18 protein-coding genes are annotated in these 15,399 nt (G+C 67.6%); 2 read left to right on the forward strand and 16 right to left on the reverse strand.

The genetic code is table 11. From position 1 onward, the window contains the following. Position 1 precedes the first annotated feature (1 nt). Positions 2-1,891 (forward strand): FtsX-like permease family protein, encoded by a 1,890-nt coding sequence (locus tag ACZ7SW_RS09355; protein ID WP_470229896.1) that lies wholly within the window; start codon positions 2-4, stop codon positions 1,889-1,891. Here the strand turns inward: ACZ7SW_RS09355 and ACZ7SW_RS09360 are convergent. The 10 genes from ACZ7SW_RS09360 to ACZ7SW_RS09405 form a co-directional block, all read right to left on the reverse strand. Continuing rightward, on the reverse strand, positions 1,877-3,034 hold the full coding sequence (locus tag ACZ7SW_RS09360; RefSeq protein ID WP_470229897.1) for an aminotransferase-like domain-containing protein: 1,158 nt from the start codon (positions 3,032-3,034) through the stop codon (positions 1,877-1,879). The genes ACZ7SW_RS09355 and ACZ7SW_RS09360 overlap by 15 nt on opposite strands. A 2-nt stretch (positions 3,035-3,036) precedes the next feature. After that, complete coding sequence (locus tag ACZ7SW_RS09365) at positions 3,037-3,615, reverse strand: hypothetical protein (protein WP_470229898.1); 579 nt, start codon at positions 3,613-3,615, stop codon at positions 3,037-3,039. 104 nt (positions 3,616-3,719) lie between these two features. Continuing rightward, positions 3,720-4,382, reverse strand: coding sequence for a response regulator (locus tag ACZ7SW_RS09370; protein WP_470229899.1), 663 nt, complete (start codon positions 4,380-4,382; stop codon positions 3,720-3,722). Then, on the reverse strand, positions 4,379-5,527 hold the full coding sequence (locus tag ACZ7SW_RS09375; RefSeq protein ID WP_470229900.1) for a sensor histidine kinase: 1,149 nt from the start codon (positions 5,525-5,527) through the stop codon (positions 4,379-4,381). Before ACZ7SW_RS09375 ends, ACZ7SW_RS09370 begins: the two co-directional genes overlap by 4 nt. Positions 5,528-5,554: 27 nt before the next feature. Next, positions 5,555-6,217 carry a class I SAM-dependent methyltransferase gene (locus tag ACZ7SW_RS09380; RefSeq protein WP_470229901.1) on the reverse strand — a complete coding sequence of 221 codons (663 nt, stop codon included), beginning with the start codon at positions 6,215-6,217 and terminating at the stop codon, positions 5,555-5,557. A gap of 45 nt (positions 6,218-6,262) precedes the next feature. Next, complete coding sequence (locus ACZ7SW_RS09385) at positions 6,263-7,405, reverse strand: aminotransferase class I/II-fold pyridoxal phosphate-dependent enzyme (RefSeq protein ID WP_470229902.1); 1,143 nt, start codon at positions 7,403-7,405, stop codon at positions 6,263-6,265. A gap of 37 nt (positions 7,406-7,442) precedes the next feature. Then, the gene (gene asnB / locus ACZ7SW_RS09390) at positions 7,443-9,296 is read right to left on the reverse strand and encodes an asparagine synthase (glutamine-hydrolyzing) (protein ID WP_470229903.1); all 1,854 of its coding nucleotides are present in this window, start codon (positions 9,294-9,296) and stop codon (positions 7,443-7,445) included. A gap of 169 nt (positions 9,297-9,465) precedes the next feature. Then, positions 9,466-9,951, reverse strand: coding sequence for a hypothetical protein (locus ACZ7SW_RS09395; protein ID WP_470229904.1), 486 nt, complete (start codon positions 9,949-9,951; stop codon positions 9,466-9,468). Positions 9,952-9,971: 20 nt separating this feature from the next. Continuing rightward, complete coding sequence (locus ACZ7SW_RS09400; protein WP_470229905.1) at positions 9,972-10,760, reverse strand: AfsR/SARP family transcriptional regulator; 789 nt, start codon at positions 10,758-10,760, stop codon at positions 9,972-9,974. 464 nt (positions 10,761-11,224) lie between these two features. Then, a complete protein-coding gene (locus ACZ7SW_RS09405) occupies positions 11,225-11,446 on the reverse strand; it encodes a hypothetical protein (protein WP_470229906.1) in 222 nt (73 codons plus the stop codon). A gap of 404 nt (positions 11,447-11,850) precedes the next feature. Here ACZ7SW_RS09405 and ACZ7SW_RS09410 point away from each other — a divergent pair, with 404 nt between their 5' ends. Continuing rightward, on the forward strand, positions 11,851-12,636 hold the full coding sequence (locus ACZ7SW_RS09410; protein ID WP_470229907.1) for a response regulator transcription factor: 786 nt from the start codon (positions 11,851-11,853) through the stop codon (positions 12,634-12,636). 63 nt (positions 12,637-12,699) lie between these two features. Here ACZ7SW_RS09410 and ACZ7SW_RS09415 read toward each other — a convergent pair whose 3' ends face one another. The 6 genes from ACZ7SW_RS09415 to ACZ7SW_RS09440 are packed head-to-tail and all read right to left on the reverse strand — an operon-like array spanning position 12,700 to position 15,297. Next, positions 12,700-13,008 (reverse strand): antibiotic biosynthesis monooxygenase family protein, encoded by a 309-nt coding sequence (locus tag ACZ7SW_RS09415; RefSeq protein WP_470229908.1) that lies wholly within the window; start codon positions 13,006-13,008, stop codon positions 12,700-12,702. Continuing rightward, positions 13,005-13,301, reverse strand: a complete 297-nt coding sequence (locus ACZ7SW_RS09420) for an antibiotic biosynthesis monooxygenase family protein (protein ID WP_470229909.1) — start codon at positions 13,299-13,301, stop codon at positions 13,005-13,007. Before ACZ7SW_RS09420 ends, ACZ7SW_RS09415 begins: the two co-directional genes overlap by 4 nt. Before the next feature lie 25 nt (positions 13,302-13,326). Continuing rightward, positions 13,327-14,091, reverse strand: a complete 765-nt coding sequence (locus ACZ7SW_RS09425; protein WP_470229910.1) for an SDR family NAD(P)-dependent oxidoreductase — start codon at positions 14,089-14,091, stop codon at positions 13,327-13,329. 10 nt (positions 14,092-14,101) lie between these two features. After that, a complete protein-coding gene (locus ACZ7SW_RS09430) occupies positions 14,102-14,563 on the reverse strand; it encodes an anthrone oxygenase family protein (protein ID WP_470229911.1) in 462 nt (153 codons plus the stop codon). Positions 14,564-14,567: 4 nt separating this feature from the next. Beyond that, complete coding sequence (locus ACZ7SW_RS09435; RefSeq protein WP_470229912.1) at positions 14,568-15,038, reverse strand: SRPBCC family protein; 471 nt, start codon at positions 15,036-15,038, stop codon at positions 14,568-14,570. Between the two features lies 1 nt (position 15,039). After that, positions 15,040-15,297 (reverse strand): phosphopantetheine-binding protein, encoded by a 258-nt coding sequence (locus tag ACZ7SW_RS09440; RefSeq protein ID WP_470229913.1) that lies wholly within the window; start codon positions 15,295-15,297, stop codon positions 15,040-15,042. Positions 15,298-15,399: the final 102 nt, after the last annotated feature.

The following is a 15,399-nucleotide window of genomic DNA, read 5'->3' on the forward strand; positions in this document are numbered from 1 at the left end:
CATGCTGTGGATCGCTTTGCACACTTTGCGCAGCCGACTCGTGTCGTTCGCGGGAGCGTTCCTCACGCTGGTTTTCGGCGTGGCCATGATTTCCGCGGCTGGCGCGGTGATCGCCGTGTCGGGAGATGGGGAGGGAACGGCAGCTCCGGCCGCCCGCACAGCACTGGCCGAGGCGGGCAACCTGCTGGCGCTGTTCGCCGGCATCGGCGGATTCCTGACGATTTTCATCGTGGCAAGCACCTTCTCGTTCACGGTGTCGCAGCGTCGCCGCGAGTTGGCGTTGTTGCGGATGGCAGGGGCCGATCCCGGTCAGGTGCGTCGGATGGTGTTGACGGAGACGACGGTCCTCGGCATGGCGGCGGCAGCGGCGGGCGCGTTGCTCGGCGTTCCGCTCACCTCCGTGCTCAGCGACGTCCTGGTATGGAGGCAGGTGCTGCCCGCCGGCATCGAGTTGCCGTTGACACCGTCGCGGCTGGTCGCGCCGATGTTGGTGGCATTCGTGCTCGGGCTGGTGGTCGCGGTCCTCGGCGCGTGGCCCGCCGCGCGCAGGGCCGGAGCGATCCGCCCGGTGGAAGCCTTCCGGGAGGCGGCCGTGGACACCCGGCCGCTCCCGCGCGGCCGGTGGACACTCGGTGTGCTGGGCCTTGCCGTCGGGCTGGGTTTGGTGTTGCTGTTGCCGCGCGTGCCCCAGGACGGCCAGCTTCCACTCGCCTTGTTTACCGCCCAGCCGATCGTGGTCGGCCTGGCGTTGCTCGCGCCTGCGTTCGTCCCGCGGCTCACCGGGCTCGTGGTCGCGCCTCTGGCGGCGTTCACCGGAGCCAGCGGCCTGCTGGCGCGGGAGAACCTGCGCGCCGCGATACGCCGGACCGCGTCCTGCGCAGCTCCCGTCCTCGTCACGATCGGAATCAGCGGCTCCCTGCTCGCTGGCACGGACCTGCTCGGGGCAGCGGGGCGGGCGAGCGCGGCGAAACTGTACACGTCACAACTGCGGGCCACCGGGGACAACCTTGACCCGGCTGTGCCGGATGTCCGCGCCGCGGTGCTGCTCGAGGACGCGACAGTAAGCGCGCTGGTACAGCGCACAAGCAGGGAGGTGACTGCTGTCGGTGTCACTGGGAGAGGCGTCTCCGACGTACTCGGGCTGGGCACGACCACCGGCGATCCGACTCAGCTCACCGGCTCGACCGCGATGCTAGGGAGGCAGCAAGCAGCAGGCTTCGGCTTGACGATCGGCGACTCCGTGAGCCTTCGAATGCCTGATGGCGCAACGGTTCCGGTCAAAGTGGTGGCGCTCTATGACGGTCCGCCGTTGACCACTCCCCTGCTCCTCCCAGGACAGCTCGTGGCCGAGCACCGAACGCTCGGCGCCCGTCCGCCCGCGCTGCACGTGGCACTGAACGATCCGGCGGACGCCGCCAGGGTGGAGAACCGGTTGGCGGCGAAGGGCTACCGGGTTACGTCGACGGCAGCATGGCTGTCGACCGCGGCGGGATTCCGCGAGGACGGCATGCGAATCGGCGCGGAACTGCTGGCGTGGTTCGCCTTGCTGTACACGCTGTTCGCTGTCGCCAACACAGTCACCATGTCGTTCGGTGAGCGCGCGAGCGAGTTCAGCCAGCTGCGGTTGCTCGGTGCCCAATGCGCGCAGGTGTTGCGGATGGCCCTGTGGGAGGGCGCGGGAATCGCGCTCACTGGTCTCGTATTGGGGGCGGCGGCGGTCGCGCTCGCGGTTGGCGGACTATGGCAGACGGTGCGGTCGGCAGGGCTCGACATCCCGCTTGACCTGCCATGGGGCCCGCTGCTGTCGATCGCGGCGGCCTGTGTCGTGGTGTTGCTGACTGTGTCCACAGTGGCCACAGCGGTGGTGATGCGCCCGTCAGACGCGCGTTGACGCCCACGCGCTGGCGAGCCGTCGAACGCCTTCGACGAGCTGGTCCGGGCCGTGGAAGCTGTAGGACAACCGGACGGCGGGCGACGGGCCGCGGCCGAAGCGGGAACCGGGGATGACTGGAGCACCCGCCCCGGCCGCGGCTCTCACGGCGCTTCCTTCCGGGTACCCGTCAGGGAGCGTGAGCCAGAGGAAGAATCCGCCGGCGGGGCAAGCGAATCGGAATTCGGGCGGCAAGTGCTCGCGCAATGCGGAAACCAGGGCGTCGCGGCGAAGTCTCAGCTGTTCTCGCAGACGTTGCACATGGCCTTGGTATGCACCGCTGGCCAGCAAGCCCGCGACTGTGACAGCCGCCAGGTGATTCAGCCCTCCGCCGCTGCTGAACACCGCGCTTTCGGCCAGCCGGCTCACCGTACTGGCATCGGCGGCGAGCCAACCAAGGCGCAGACCTGGGGCAAGTGACTTGGAAAACGTCCCCAGCCGCAATACACCCTCGTATCCGGCGAGGCCCGCGACGGAAGACGGCGGGGCCGAGCCGAACGTGATGTCCGCATAGGCGTCGTCCTCGACGACCAGCGCCCCGTGGTGCTTGGCCACCTCGATCAGTGCTTCCCGGCGTCTGCCAGGCAGGACAATCCCAGTGGGGTTCTGGAACGTCGGCAGCAGATACACAAATGCCGCCGAGCGGGCTCGCAGCGCTTGATCCAGTGCCGACGGGACCATGCCCTCGGCGTCCATCCGGACTCGGGAGACGGTCATGCCGCGGCTGGCGAAGATCCGCGTCCCGTAGTCGTAGGACAGCGCGTCCGCCAGGACGGTGTCACCGGCCGGCTTGGACCAACGCGCCAACAGGTCCAGTGCGGTGGAGGTGCCCGCGGTGATCACCACTTGGTCGGCGCGGCACGGCAAGCCGTCCGCGTCGGTGATCCGGCGGGCCAGCGCTTCCCGCAGTGGCAACGGCCCCCGGTTCTCTCCGTAGGTCAGGCCCGCCGGGCCGTAGTCGTCGAACGCGGCGGCGTAGGCCGAACGCAGCAAGCCGGTCGGGAGCACATCGGGATCGAGGTGGCCGGGGCCGAGATCCACCACACCGTCCGGCTCGGCAAGCTGCACGATGCCCGGAACCCAACGCGAACCTCCCGAAGCCAAGATCATTCCTCTCGGGGAGAAGAGCCGGCGCGTCGCGCGAGGACGCGGCGGCCTCGCGCCGTGCGTCCCCAGGGTTTCACAATGGACACCACGGTGATCCCGAACAGCAGCAAAGCCATGGTGATCGCGCCGATCTTGATGGGCGCCGTCAGGCCGGAGATGTCCGCGCCGGGGTCGGCTGCTGTGAGCGCGATGACCTCCTGCACCCACTGGGACAGGAAGAACGTGGCGAAAACCATGACGACGAGCGTGCCCGCAAGTTTGACCAGGACCCAGTAGTGCCTGGCCAGGCCCCATTTGGTGCAGAGGGAGACGACCAGACCGGTCAGCAGGCTCAGCAGGGACAGCGGGATCAGCAGGAAACGGTCGCACATGTGCACGAGTTCGAAGGACGCGTGCCGGACAGCGGGTTCGGCTTGGGCCGAGGAGATGCCGAGCACGATCATGTCGCAGGCACCGCCGAACCACCCGACGGAGCTCAGCACGTGCGCGACGAGCACGGTCTTCCGGCCGCGCGGGGACAACCTCGCACCTGCCTTCGTCCGGTCCTTCCGCCGTACGACCTGCCGCGTGTCAGTCATACCGGCACCCCCCCACTGATCATCGGCCACAGGCCCCACGGTAGGGATCGTCAACGGTCTCGTCGTCCGTCTGACGTCGCTTCCGCACTACGCGGATCGTGCAGTCACCCGGATCCGACGACCCCCCACTGATAGGCGAACACCACGAGCTGCACCCGGTCGCGGGCACCGAGCTTGAGCATCGCGCGGCTCACGTGCGTGCGGACCGTCGCCGGGCTGATGGCCAGTTCCCGGCCGATGTCGTCGTTGCCGAGACCAGCCCCGACCAGGCGCATCACCTCCAGCTCCCGAGCCGTCAGCAGCGCCAGCTCGGGATGGTCAGCCGGGGCGGGAACCGGTGCCCCGCGCAGGAACTCCTTGATCAGGTGGCTGGTCGCCGCCGGAGCCAGCAGTTCCGCGCCCGCCGCGACCAGCCGGACGGCGTCGAGCAGTTTCGCCGGGTCGATGTCCTTGAGCAGGAACCCGCTGGCCCCGGCCCGCAGCGCGGCGAAGACGTAGCCGTCGAGGTCGAACGTGGTCAGCACGAGCACACGCACACCGGCCAGGCCGGGATCGGCAGTCAGCCGACGGGTGACCTCGATCCCGTCGCAACCGGGCATCCGTACGTCCATCAACACCACGTCCGGTTTGGTGACGCGCACCCGGTCGACCGCTTCCGGACCGCTGCCGGCCTCGCCGACGACCTCGATGTCGCCCGCACTGGGCAGTAACGCTGTCAGCCCCGCCCGCACGAGCGGCTGGTCGTCCACCACGACCACGCGGATCACGGTCGGTCCGCCGGAACCGGCAGCCAGGCGTGTACCCGGAATCCCGCGGGCTGGACGGGTTCAGCGGTCAGCCTGCCGCCAACGGCCAGCACCCGCTCCCGCATCCCCTCGATGCCCCGGCCAGTGCCGGTCGACGAGGGCGCGCCGGGCCCGGTGTCGGCGACCTCGACCAGCAACGAGTCGTTCTCGTAAACCAACCGCACGGACGCGGACGACGCGCCGGAGTGCTTGATCACATTGGTCAGCGACTCTTGCACGACCCGGTACGCACAGGTCTCCACCTCAGCCGATGCCAGCCGTCGGACGCCGACGACGGCCAACGACACGGCCAAGTCCTCGTGCCGGACGCGGTCGACGAGTTCGGGGAGACGGTCGAGCCGGAAGTGGTCCGCCGCGACGCCCGACGGCCGCCGCAACGTCTCCAGCACCCGGCGCAGATCCGCCAGCGCGTCGGTGCTGGCCTGGCGGATCGTGGTCAGCGCCACGCGGGTCTGTCCGGGGCTGGAGTCCAGCAGGTGCAGCGCGACCCCCGACTGCAGACTGATCAGCGACAGGCTGTGCGCCACGACGTCGTGGACCTCACGGCTGACTGCCAATCGTTCCTCGACGACCAGCCGTTCCGCCTGTGCCCGCTGTGCCCTGGCGTCCTGTCTGCGGCGCTCATCCTGGTCGGCCCGCGCGGTCCTGCGCAGCCGTACCGTGGCCGCCACCCACGCCGGGACCCCCAACCACGCCGTCCAGACGGGCAGCAGCACGACCATGTCACCCAGCCGCGACGAGCTGACCTCAAACCCGACGAGTACCGCAACGGCGGCCAGCAGTCCGAGCACCGCCGTACGCGCCTTGGTCGTCAGTGCCAGCGCGTACGCGGCGACCGCCACCCCAAGGAAAGTCGGGCCGTACGGATAACCGAGGCGGAGGTAAACGCCGCTGAGCAAAGCAGTGCCGAGCAGGATCCAGAGCGGACGTGCCCGGCGAGCGACCAGCAGGGCGACAGTGGCGGCCATCAAGACCCACGCGAGCGGATCGAGCGGCGACCGCGGCGGAACCTGGCGCACTGCGGCCGTCACCGAACCGACCACGACGACCGCACCCAGCGCCACCAGCAGCAGTGCCTCGCGCAGTGGTTTCCCAAGGCCGCGCATCCGCCCATTTTAGCCGGTTGCGGACACTCATCGGTGGAAACACAGGAGATACGCGCTTCCGGTCGGTCCCGGCGTGTACTCGGTGTCGGCGTAAGCATGGTACGGATGGGTTTCCAGCACGACCCGGTCGAAGAATCTGAGATAGCGCTCGACCATCTCGCCGGCCGACGTCGTGCAGGTGGCCAGGTCCGGCACGGTACCGGCGATGGCGAACATCGGAACGAACCGGCCACCCGGCCGCAACGCCCGGACGAGCTTCGGCATGAAGTCGTCCAGCAGCGCCCGGTTCTCGAACAGGTCCTTCGGCAGTTCGGGGTCGAAGAACACCCCGTCGAGGCTGTCCTCCGCCAGCGTGTCGACGAAGTCGAAGAAGTCGGCGTTGACGACCTCCAGCGTCTGCGGCGCATCCGGGTTCTCCGCGGTGAAGAGGTCGATGACCCTTTGGTACTTCTCGACCACGAGGTGGCTGCGCACCCCAGGGCGGCTGGCGATGTGCGTGGCCGATATGCCCAGGCCGAGGCCCACCTCGAGGAATTCGGTCCCTTGCTCGGTCAGCAGGTCCGCCGAGCGGCACATCAGGTCGTGCTCCCAGCCCTGCATGGCCTGGACGTCGTCGATGAGCAGCGTCACCTCGCCGGAGTCCCCTCGTACCAGGGAGACGACGGGGTCGGCCGCCTGAACTTCTTGCATGGCAACTCCAAACAGTTCGCGAAACGGGAAACCAGAGGGCGGCCGCTAACGCGAACGCGCCAGCAGGCACGCGCGGATCTGCTCGGCGGCGGTCGCCACCACCGCCCGGTCCCGGGCCAGGGCGACCCGCAGGTAGGGATCGCCCTGATCCGGGTCGGCCCAGTGGAATTGCCGGCACGGCAGTACGTAGACATTGCGCTCGCGCAAATCCAGCCAGAGCCGCGTGCCGTCCCCTCCGGCCACCTCGATCCGTTCAACGCTGACCCGTGCGTCAGTGTCCGGAAAGGACACCCCAGGCACATCGCGCAGCACGTCCCGCACCAGCTCGCGGTTCTCCGCGATCCGCCGCCACAGGTGTTCCATGCCGCCGGCCGCCGCGTCGTCGGCGAACCGCGCCACGAGCGCGTGGATGAACGGCGATACGCCCAGCAGGATGTCGGAGTACACCTGGACAAGCGGAAGCCCCACGTTCTCGCTCGACACCAACAGCCCGAGCTTCAGGTCGAGGGTCGGCCAGATCTTGCCGGTGTCCTCGATGACCACGTAACGGCAGCCGGACGCGGCCAGCACGGCGTAGTGGTCGTAGTGCGCGCGCGGATCGAATCCGCGGAACGAGGTGTCCAGCACGAGCACGACATCACGATCGGCGCACAGCCGCGCGAGGATCGCCAGTCGTTCGCGCGACAGGACGCGGCCGGTCGGGTTGTTCGGCGTGGTGACGAAGACGCAGCCCGCTTCAGGGGCAACACCCTCCACGAGGTCGCCGTGGTGCAGGACATCCTCCTCCAACGGCACCAGACTGAGATCGAAGCCGCGCAAGATATCGGGGATGTTGTCGAACGTCGGATGCACCAGCGCGACCGTGGCCACCTTGCCCGCGAGCGACCGGGCCAGGATCTCCATGGCGACGGAGGAGGCGTAACAGCTCAGCACCCGACCCGGCCCCACCGGGTGTGAGTGCTGGCCGAAGGTGCGCAAGAACGCTCGTACCGCGGCTTGTTCGAGGTCGGCTGCGGATTCGGCAGCTGCGCGGGCGAACAATGCGGGGAAATCGTTGACGATCACCCGCTGCGCGTTACTGAGGCTCTGCCTGGCGTGGCCGTCGGCGAGGTTGAGCGAGGCGGTGATGGCGAGGTGTTCCAGTTGGGTCAGGTTGGCGTTCATGGGCTTGGCGGTGTGCACCGTCATCGGTTTTCACTCCGTGGTCGAGGGGTGGGAAGAGGGTTCAGACGAGCTGTATCCGGTGCCGCGACAGCCAGGAGTTGGTCTGCAGCACCATTTCGGCGTCGGTTCGCGCCCGCCACCCCGACGCGAGCGAGCCTGGGTCGTCCGCCGCCGCGCGCACTGCGGCGACGTCGACGAGGGGCAGCACGGGCGCCCCCGAGTCGTCGAGCAGCGCCGCCAGTTCCGCGCGCAGGTAGTCGGCGTACTGGGGGTCGTGGGTGACGGGGAACGGGCTCGGACCACGCGCCAGAACGGACGCGGGCAGGAGATCGGCGACGGCCGAACGCAACAAACCTTTGCGCTGCCCGCCCGCGCTCTTCATCGCCCACGGAACGTTGAACAGGTACTGCATCAGCCGGTGGTCGCAGTACGGCGACCGCCACTCCATGCCTGCCGCCATGCTCACGCCGTCGTTCATCGCCGTGCCGAGCTCGTACCAAGCGGAAAGATTGACGTGGACGTACCGGCGCATCCGGCGATCCTCGGCGGACTCGCCGGGCAGCTCGGGCGCCGCGGCGACCGACTCCTGGTAGCGATCGGCGCAGTAGCCGGGCAGGTCGAGACGCTTCAGCAGATCTCCGTCGAAGAAACCGGTGCCGAGGCCAGTGGGATGTGTGACGCGCTGGGCGAACCCGACCCACGGCAACGTGGCGCCGTCGACGACGGCGGGCACATCCACGCCCAGGTACGAGCCGAACGCGTCGTCCGCCCACTCGCCTGTCAGCGCCACCGTCGCGCGGCCCCGGACAGCACGGCACGTCAGATACATCGTGGTGAGCCCTTCGGCCACCGGGTAGGGCAGGTCCTGTTGCGCGGCGACCATGCCCCGGCGCACCGCCGGGTCCGACAGATCCGAGGTGCTGAGCAGGAAGTGATGGTGATCCGTACCGAGCCGCTCGGCGACTTCCCGGGCGTAGGGCTCATCGACCGTTCCCCGCTGGGGGTCGACGGCACCGCCTGCCTCGTCGACGGTGAAACCGACGGTGAAGGTGGCCAGCCGGTCCCCCCGTGCACGCAGGTGGCGGGCCGCCATCGCGGCCACGGCGCTTGAGTCGACCCCGCCGGAGAGCAACACGCCGATCGGAACGTCGGACGCAAGCCGTCGCTCCACCGCGCCCTCCAACAGGTCACGGACTGTCCCGACGGTCGAGTCCAGGTCCTGCTCGTGCGGTTCGGCCGTCAACGTCCAGTAGCGGCGCCGATCCAGACCTCGGCGGGAAAACCGCACGATTTCGCCTGGCAGGAGCCGCCGCATGCCGCGGTAGGCGGTGATTCCCGGGGTGCCGGCGAATCCGAGTGCTTCCCTCAAGCCGTCCTCGTCCACGACCGGGTCGACGAGCGGATGGGCGAGGATCGCCTTCGGCTCGGAACCGATCAGCAACCCGGCATCCACTTCTTGGTAGTACAGGGGTTTGAGACCCATCCTGTCCCGGACCAGGACCAGCTCGTCCCTCTCGTGATCCCAGATCGCGAAGGCGAACATACCGTCCAGGCGTGCCGGGCACCTCTCCCGCCACTGCAAGTAGGCCCGCAGCACCACTTCGGTGTCGCTGCCAGTCCGGAACCGGTGGCCAAGCGCGGCGAGTTCGGCGCGTAAGCTAGCCGCGTTGTACAGCTCTCCGTTGTAAGCGAGGGCAGCCTGGACCCGGCCGCCATCGCTGGCGACCATTGGCTGGGCGCCGCCCTCGGCGTCGATCACCCGGAGCCGGCGGTGACCGAGGACCGCGCGCGGCGACGCCCAAACGCCTTCGGCATCTGGCCCGCGATGGGCGAGCGCGGCGGCCATGGCTCGCACGACTCCTCCCAACGGTGTCAGGTCCCGGTGAAAGTCGACCCACCCGGCGATTCCCGCCATAGCCCCTCCCGGTTCGTCGCTGCGTACCGCCCGGCGCGGCTCGCGATGCAATCATCGCGATCTGCCGTTGAAAACCCGTTGAGGCACAATGGAAAGACTGTCGCTCAAGCACAACGCAAAGGTCCGCCCACCTGCCGAAGCGGGATGGGCGGACCTTTGCGAAGCATCATCAGACCGCTATGCCGAACCTCGATCCGGTGCCCGTGGACGTGCCCTCGAAACTCTTGTTCCCGCCGAGGTCGTACCCGATGGCGACTCCGGTGCACCGCACGTCCTCGCCCGCGTAGACGCAGTCGAGGAGCACGTGGATCGAACCCTCCACCTTGCCCGAGAAGTCAGTCAGCCATTCACGGAAGCCGACGATGAATCCCGCGGGGGACCGGCTCCAGGTGCCCAGCCCGATCAGTCCGTTGTTGCTGACGTGCACCACGATCCCGTCGGCGGTCAGCGCGTACATCGAGTACTCGGTCGTCGGACGGTTGCTGATCTGGATCTTGAACTCCCAGGTGCCGGCGGGATTGCCCCCGCGTTCACGCGGGGAACCACCGTCGGCGCCCGCGACCCCGGGGACCAGCATCCCGCTGAGCGCCGCGAGGCCGACGGCGCCCGCCGGCGCACCGAGGAGAAGTTGTCTTCTGTGCATGGATCGCGTCAACACTGGCTCCTGATGTCCGGTCAGCCGACAGAGGCTGGCAGTTCGAAGGGGTAAAACTCCGCTCCGGTAAGGATCTGCTCGTGGATACGGCACACCTCAGGGGACGGGTCGAGCCCGAGTTCGTCGCGCAGGACAACTCGAAGGTCGTGGAACGCGCGCAGCGCATCGGCCCGCCGGCCCGCCGCGTACAGCGAGCTGATCAGCTGACCGTGCAGCCACTCGTCCAGCGGATGCTGACGAACCAGCACCTTCAGCTCTAGCAACAGTTCCCGGTGCCTGCCCAGTGCACTGTCGACCTGCAGCCGGGACTTCAAGACATCCATCCGCTGCTCGCGCAGCGTTTCCGCGTACGCATCCCGTTCCGGTCCGCCGGTGACGTTCGCGAGCGGGCTGCCCCGCCACAGTGCGAGCGCCTGCTGCAGACGCTGCGCCGCGTCCGCGGGCCGGCCGCTGCAAAACAGCGCCCGGCCCTGGTCGGCGAATCTGACGAACGCGTCCACATCGGATTGATCCCGGCGGACCCGCAGCCGGTAACCGGGCGACGCCGTGTCGATCTTCACCCCGTCCGACTCGGCCGACAGCCGCTGAAACTGCCTGCGCAGCTGGCAGATGTAAGTCTGGACGGTGTTCACCGCGCTGCGCGGCGGACGCGTACCCCACAGTTCCTCGATCATGGCGTCGATCGGCACGACCTGGTTGGCCCGGATCAGCAGCAACGCCAGTACTTGCCGGGCCTTGGCCGAGGTCGGCGTACAGGTGCGGTGGTCGTGCAGAACTTCGAAAGATCCCAGCACCTGGAAGCGAATCATCTAACCCCCCATGTGGATTTCGCGCGCGTCGACACCGTCTGCACAGGACAGTACGGACGGGACACTCCCCAGTCATCCCTCGCGGCTCGTTGCCGAACCGTATCCGGCAGGCGCTCCAGACCACAAGGAATCGCGCCGAACGACAGCCCGAACCCGCGAAAAGTAGTAGCCGGACTACAACTTTCGACGCGATCGCCGACGGAGACCTCGCCGCTTCATCGTCGCGATTCGGGGAAATCACGGCGAGCGCCGAGATCCGAACTTTCTTCGGAATATCGGGGACACTGCGGTTTCGCGCAAATTAGGCGATCCAGAGTGCGTTTTACGTGGCAATCGGTCGTTTTCAAGAAAGGATTTTGACTATGGCAGATCGGTCGCGGCGACCGGTTCCCGCCGAGCAGCGGAAATTGGCCTAGCCGCTGATCCCGGCATTCGAGTCGCCCCTCAGGACGGCGATGCTGCGCTCAGGACGACCGCAGCGTCGCTGCGACAGCGTATGTGCTCAGCAGCGGATGCGCATGGCGGGAGTTGGCACCGTCGTCCAGGTACCAGACCAGGCAACGCACCGCCGCACCGACCAGCGGACTGAAGCTGAGCCGTGGCGGCAGGTGCGCCATGCGGTTCCGGGCCGACTCGGCGGCCGGGGCCTGGAGCCGCACGATCGCGGCCCGAGCTGGCGTCCGCACGAGAAGAGCTTCTATCGCCACCCCCAGGCCAGCCAGACAAGGGCGAACCTGGCCCGAAATCCCGCCCCCGGGGCGACGTAAGTCCGCCAAGTCGCACCGCGGCAAGGCATGCGACCGACCCGCGCTCCGGAAATGGGTCCGCGATCGCGGCACCGCGGGCTGCGAGGCCATCGAATCCTCACCCAAGCCAGGAAAACACCCGATAGGCGATCGACCGGTACGTCGCCAGGCCGCCTCCGCTTAACCGCCACCACGAACGCGAGGCCATACATCTCCCCTGCTTTGCCTTCCCCGCAAGACTTCGAACACTCGCCACATGCGGCATACCCTTAACCGGCATCAAGACGGCTTGTTGTCACTCGCCGTCCACTGCGCCTACCCTTGGGGCAGAAGCGCCGGGGAGGGTGCCGAATGCAGGGGGATCAATTGACGCGCGATATCGATCGAATACCAGTCGGTCGGCCACCGCGCTCGTGACGAAAACGGAAGGCGGTTCGCCGTCCGGCCGCTCGATCGACCAGCCGGGTAAAAATATGTCCGTGGATCCGGTAAGGATTCTCGTCACCGGATATCCCACACTATTCCTCGACGGACTCCGTGAAATTCTGGCGAAGGCGAGCGGCATTCAGGTGGTGGGCGAGGCGACGACGGCGGGGGCCGTGGCGGCCATGGCGAAGGTGCTGAAACCCGAGGTGGTTCTGCTCGACATCGACATGCCGGACGCTCAGCCAGCGGACGCGGTGCACAGCCTGCGGTCGCTCGCGCCCGAATCCCGGGTGCTGGTGTTGAGCACGCATGAGGCGTTCTGGCTCGTCCACGACATGTCCAGTCTGGACGTACGCGGTTACCTGCTGAAAAGCATGAGTCGCCACGAACTCGTCGCGGCAGTACTCAACTCCCGCTCCGACGACGGATACCTCACGCTGTCCATCTCGCGCTCGCGGTTCACCCAGCTCCATCAAGGAACTCCCGAACTGCTATCCAAACGGGAGAAGGACGTGCTCTCGCTGGTCGCGGAGGCTCTCAGCAACGCTCAGATCGCCAGCAGCCTCGACATCACCGAGGGCACCGTGAAACGGCACCTGCGCAATATCTTCGTCAAGCTCGGTGCCGTGTCCCGGATCGACGCCGTGAACAAGGCGATCGCGGCTTCTCTCATCTCCGCGCCGAACGGACGCCGGACGCAGTGAGCGGGTGGATGTGCTCGCGAACGGGAAAGCTGCGAGCACACCCACCCGCCGGCCGCGACGTGATCAGCTCACTCGCACCGTCTGGTAGACCTCGAACGGCCGAGGTGCGGTGTCATCGTGGTATTCCCGCAGCGACGCGGTGGTCTCCGGGTGGACGGCGTTGGCCTCCCACTTCTCGAACAGTTCGACGCTCTCCCACTCACTGAGCACCAGCAGGCATGCCGGGTCGCTGCGGGCACGCAGCAGTTCGCTTCCGAGGAAGCCAGGAGTTCCGGAAAGCACCTCGTCGATGCGCTCGCACGCGGCCACGATGAGGTTCTCACGTCCTTCGGGAGCCCGGTACCACACCAGCACCCGCACACTGCCCCTCACGGACGTGCACCGTTGTTCATTTCGTGCACCACGCGCATCGTCCACATCTCGCCGCCTGTGCGGTACGGGTGCAGCTTCGTCCGGTGGGCGACATGGGCATCGCTGCGCTCGAACTCGCGGAACGACGCCTCGTCCGTCCAGTCGCTGACGATGAAGTAGACACAGTCCTCGCCGTCTGCGCGGAGCAGCCACTGGCCGAGGTTGGCCGGGTGACCGGTGATCGCCTGTCCGACCTCCAGCCACGTGCGCTCATAGTCCGCATCGGCCCCGGGTTTGATGTTCATCCGCAGCATGACCCGGAATGTCGCGTCTCCCACGTCAGGCGCCCCCGTCCACGTTGATGACCTCGCCGGTGAGGTAGCCAGCCGCCTGGCTCGACGCGAACAACACGGCGGCTGCCACCTCCGTCACGTCCCCGAGCCGCCCGAGGCTGCTGATCGACTGGTATCGCCGGTACACCTCGGGCGGAAGCTTCGCGGCCTCCTCGGTCTCGATGACGCCGGGTGCCACTACGTTCACCCGGATGCCGCGCGGCCCCAATTCCTTGCACAGCGACCGGGCGAGGCCGACCAGCCCGGCTTTGGCAGCGGTGTAATGCGCCCGCAGCGGCACACCGACCGCGGCGACCTTCGACCCGACGAACGCGATCGACGACCCGTCCGACAACAGCGGCAAGCTGTGCTGGGCGACGAGGAACGCCCCAGTGAGGTTGGTGTCCACCACTCGATGCCATTCCCGCGCGGTGAGCTGGTCGAACGGCACATGACTGATGGCGCCGGCGTTGTGCACCACGGCGTCCAGCCCGCCCAGCTCGTCCTGGCACATCGTCAACAGTCGCGCGACATCCTCCTCCACGCCTATATCCGCCTGCACGACGCGATGCGCGCCGCCGATCTCCTTGAATGCGATCTCCAGGGCGTCAGCGGCGTCGCGGTCCGCCCGGTAGCATGCGACGACCCTGCCGCCCTCGCGGGCGAACGCCAGCGCGATAGCCCGGCCGATCCCCCTGGTCCCCCCGGTGAGCAGGATGCGCCTGCCCTCGAACTGTCCGGTCATGTCGATGTCGTCCTCTCGTTTGGTCACCGGTTGTCTGTCACAGCAGGAGCCCGACCGCGGCGGCGTTGGCTCCCATCGCAACAACGGCCAGCACGGTCCGGAAGAGGTTCCAGGCGCGCCACAAGCGTCTGGGATCGCGTTCTGCCCAATCGGATGGCAGGTCGTCCGGTCGCAGCGACATGACCTGTCTCTTGATCGGGACCGCCCTCGTGGCCGACACGGCGATAACAGCCAGCGCGCACGCGGCGGCCACACCGCACACGACCTGTGCCGCACTCGATGCGAGCGTGAACGCCAGCACGCCGTCCGCCAGTGCGGTCACTGCGACGCAGATCGGCTGGAACGGTTCAAACCTGTTGCCCCAGAAGCGGTGCGTCCACACGTACTGTTCCGGCGACAGCTTCAGCAGCAGTGGCACGCCGCACACCGACGACCACAGCAACACCCCGGCGACGAGCCCGTTGGCCACCAATGCCAACGGCAGCAAGTACGGGTGCACAGGTTCACTCCCCCGCGGCGAAACGCGCCTGGTGCTCGGCCTCCACGACGTCCTTGATCCGCCGTTGCTGAATCACGGTGTTGCGGTTGAGCCGTTTGGTCATCGACGCGTCATCCACGGGCGAGTCCGCGCGCATCGCGAAGTCCTGAATCCAGCGCATCTCCACGCCGTTCGCGGTTGGACGGTACGACCACAGGATGTCCATGTGGTCGAACCAGCCGGGTTCCACACGGCGCGCCCGCACGGTGCGCGTCGCCGCGTTGACGGTGCGCTCCGACACCCAACTCCACGCGTTGCCGTTGGAGTCCGGGTGCATCGTCAGCCGAAAGCGCACGGTATCTCCTTTCTGCTCAAGGATTTCGGCGACGCTGTACTCACTGAACAGGGACGGCCATGAGGGGACATCGTTCGTCATGTCCCACACCAGGTCCAGCGGTGCGGCCACGACGACGGCGTTGTCTGTGTGCCCCGTCACGTCACACCTCCGCGGAAAGCCGGGAATTGATGTCGCGAACCGCTGTGCGAGGCGTGGACATGACCGTGAGGTCGTTGTCGTCGAAAGCCACGTCGTACTGGCGGCTGACCCTGCCGAGCGCGTCCAGCACTGCCAGCGAGTCGTAACCGAGGTCGCCTAACGGCACGTCTCTGTTGTCCTGCCCCAGAACGACGTCCCGGGCCTCCCCCGCGCTCTCGGTCAACACGCGATGCAGGTCGTCGTAGGTGAACTTATCCATTATCGGTTCCTAATCGGTAGTAGGGGTAGTTCTTCCAGCTCGTGGCTGAGGCCTGTTTGGCTCCAGACGTTCGACGTCTTAGGAAAGAACGGCCTGGTGCAC

This window comes from Amycolatopsis sp. NPDC114484 (assembly GCF_055633755.1).

Excerpts from the sequence above, each read along its gene's own strand:
- ACZ7SW_RS09355 (WP_470229896.1), top strand. The coding sequence starts at position 2 with ATGCTGTGGATCGCTTTGCACACTTTGCGCAGCCGACTCGTGTCGTTC.
- ACZ7SW_RS09365 (WP_470229898.1), bottom strand. The coding sequence starts at position 3,615 with ATGACTGACACGCGGCAGGTCGTACGGCGGAAGGACCGGACGAAGGCA.
- ACZ7SW_RS09375 (WP_470229900.1), bottom strand. The coding sequence starts at position 5,527 with ATGCGCGGCCTTGGGAAACCACTGCGCGAGGCACTGCTGCTGGTGGCG.
- ACZ7SW_RS09380 (WP_470229901.1), bottom strand. The coding sequence starts at position 6,217 with ATGCAAGAAGTTCAGGCGGCCGACCCCGTCGTCTCCCTGGTACGAGGG.
- ACZ7SW_RS09385 (WP_470229902.1), bottom strand. The coding sequence starts at position 7,405 with ATGACGGTGCACACCGCCAAGCCCATGAACGCCAACCTGACCCAACTG.
- asnB (WP_470229903.1), bottom strand. The coding sequence starts at position 9,296 with ATGGCGGGAATCGCCGGGTGGGTCGACTTTCACCGGGACCTGACACCG.
- ACZ7SW_RS09400 (WP_470229905.1), bottom strand. The coding sequence starts at position 10,760 with ATGATTCGCTTCCAGGTGCTGGGATCTTTCGAAGTTCTGCACGACCAC.
- ACZ7SW_RS09420 (WP_470229909.1), bottom strand. The coding sequence starts at position 13,301 with ATGCTGCGGATGAACATCAAACCCGGGGCCGATGCGGACTATGAGCGC.
- ACZ7SW_RS09440 (WP_470229913.1), bottom strand. The coding sequence starts at position 15,297 with ATGGATAAGTTCACCTACGACGACCTGCATCGCGTGTTGACCGAGAGC.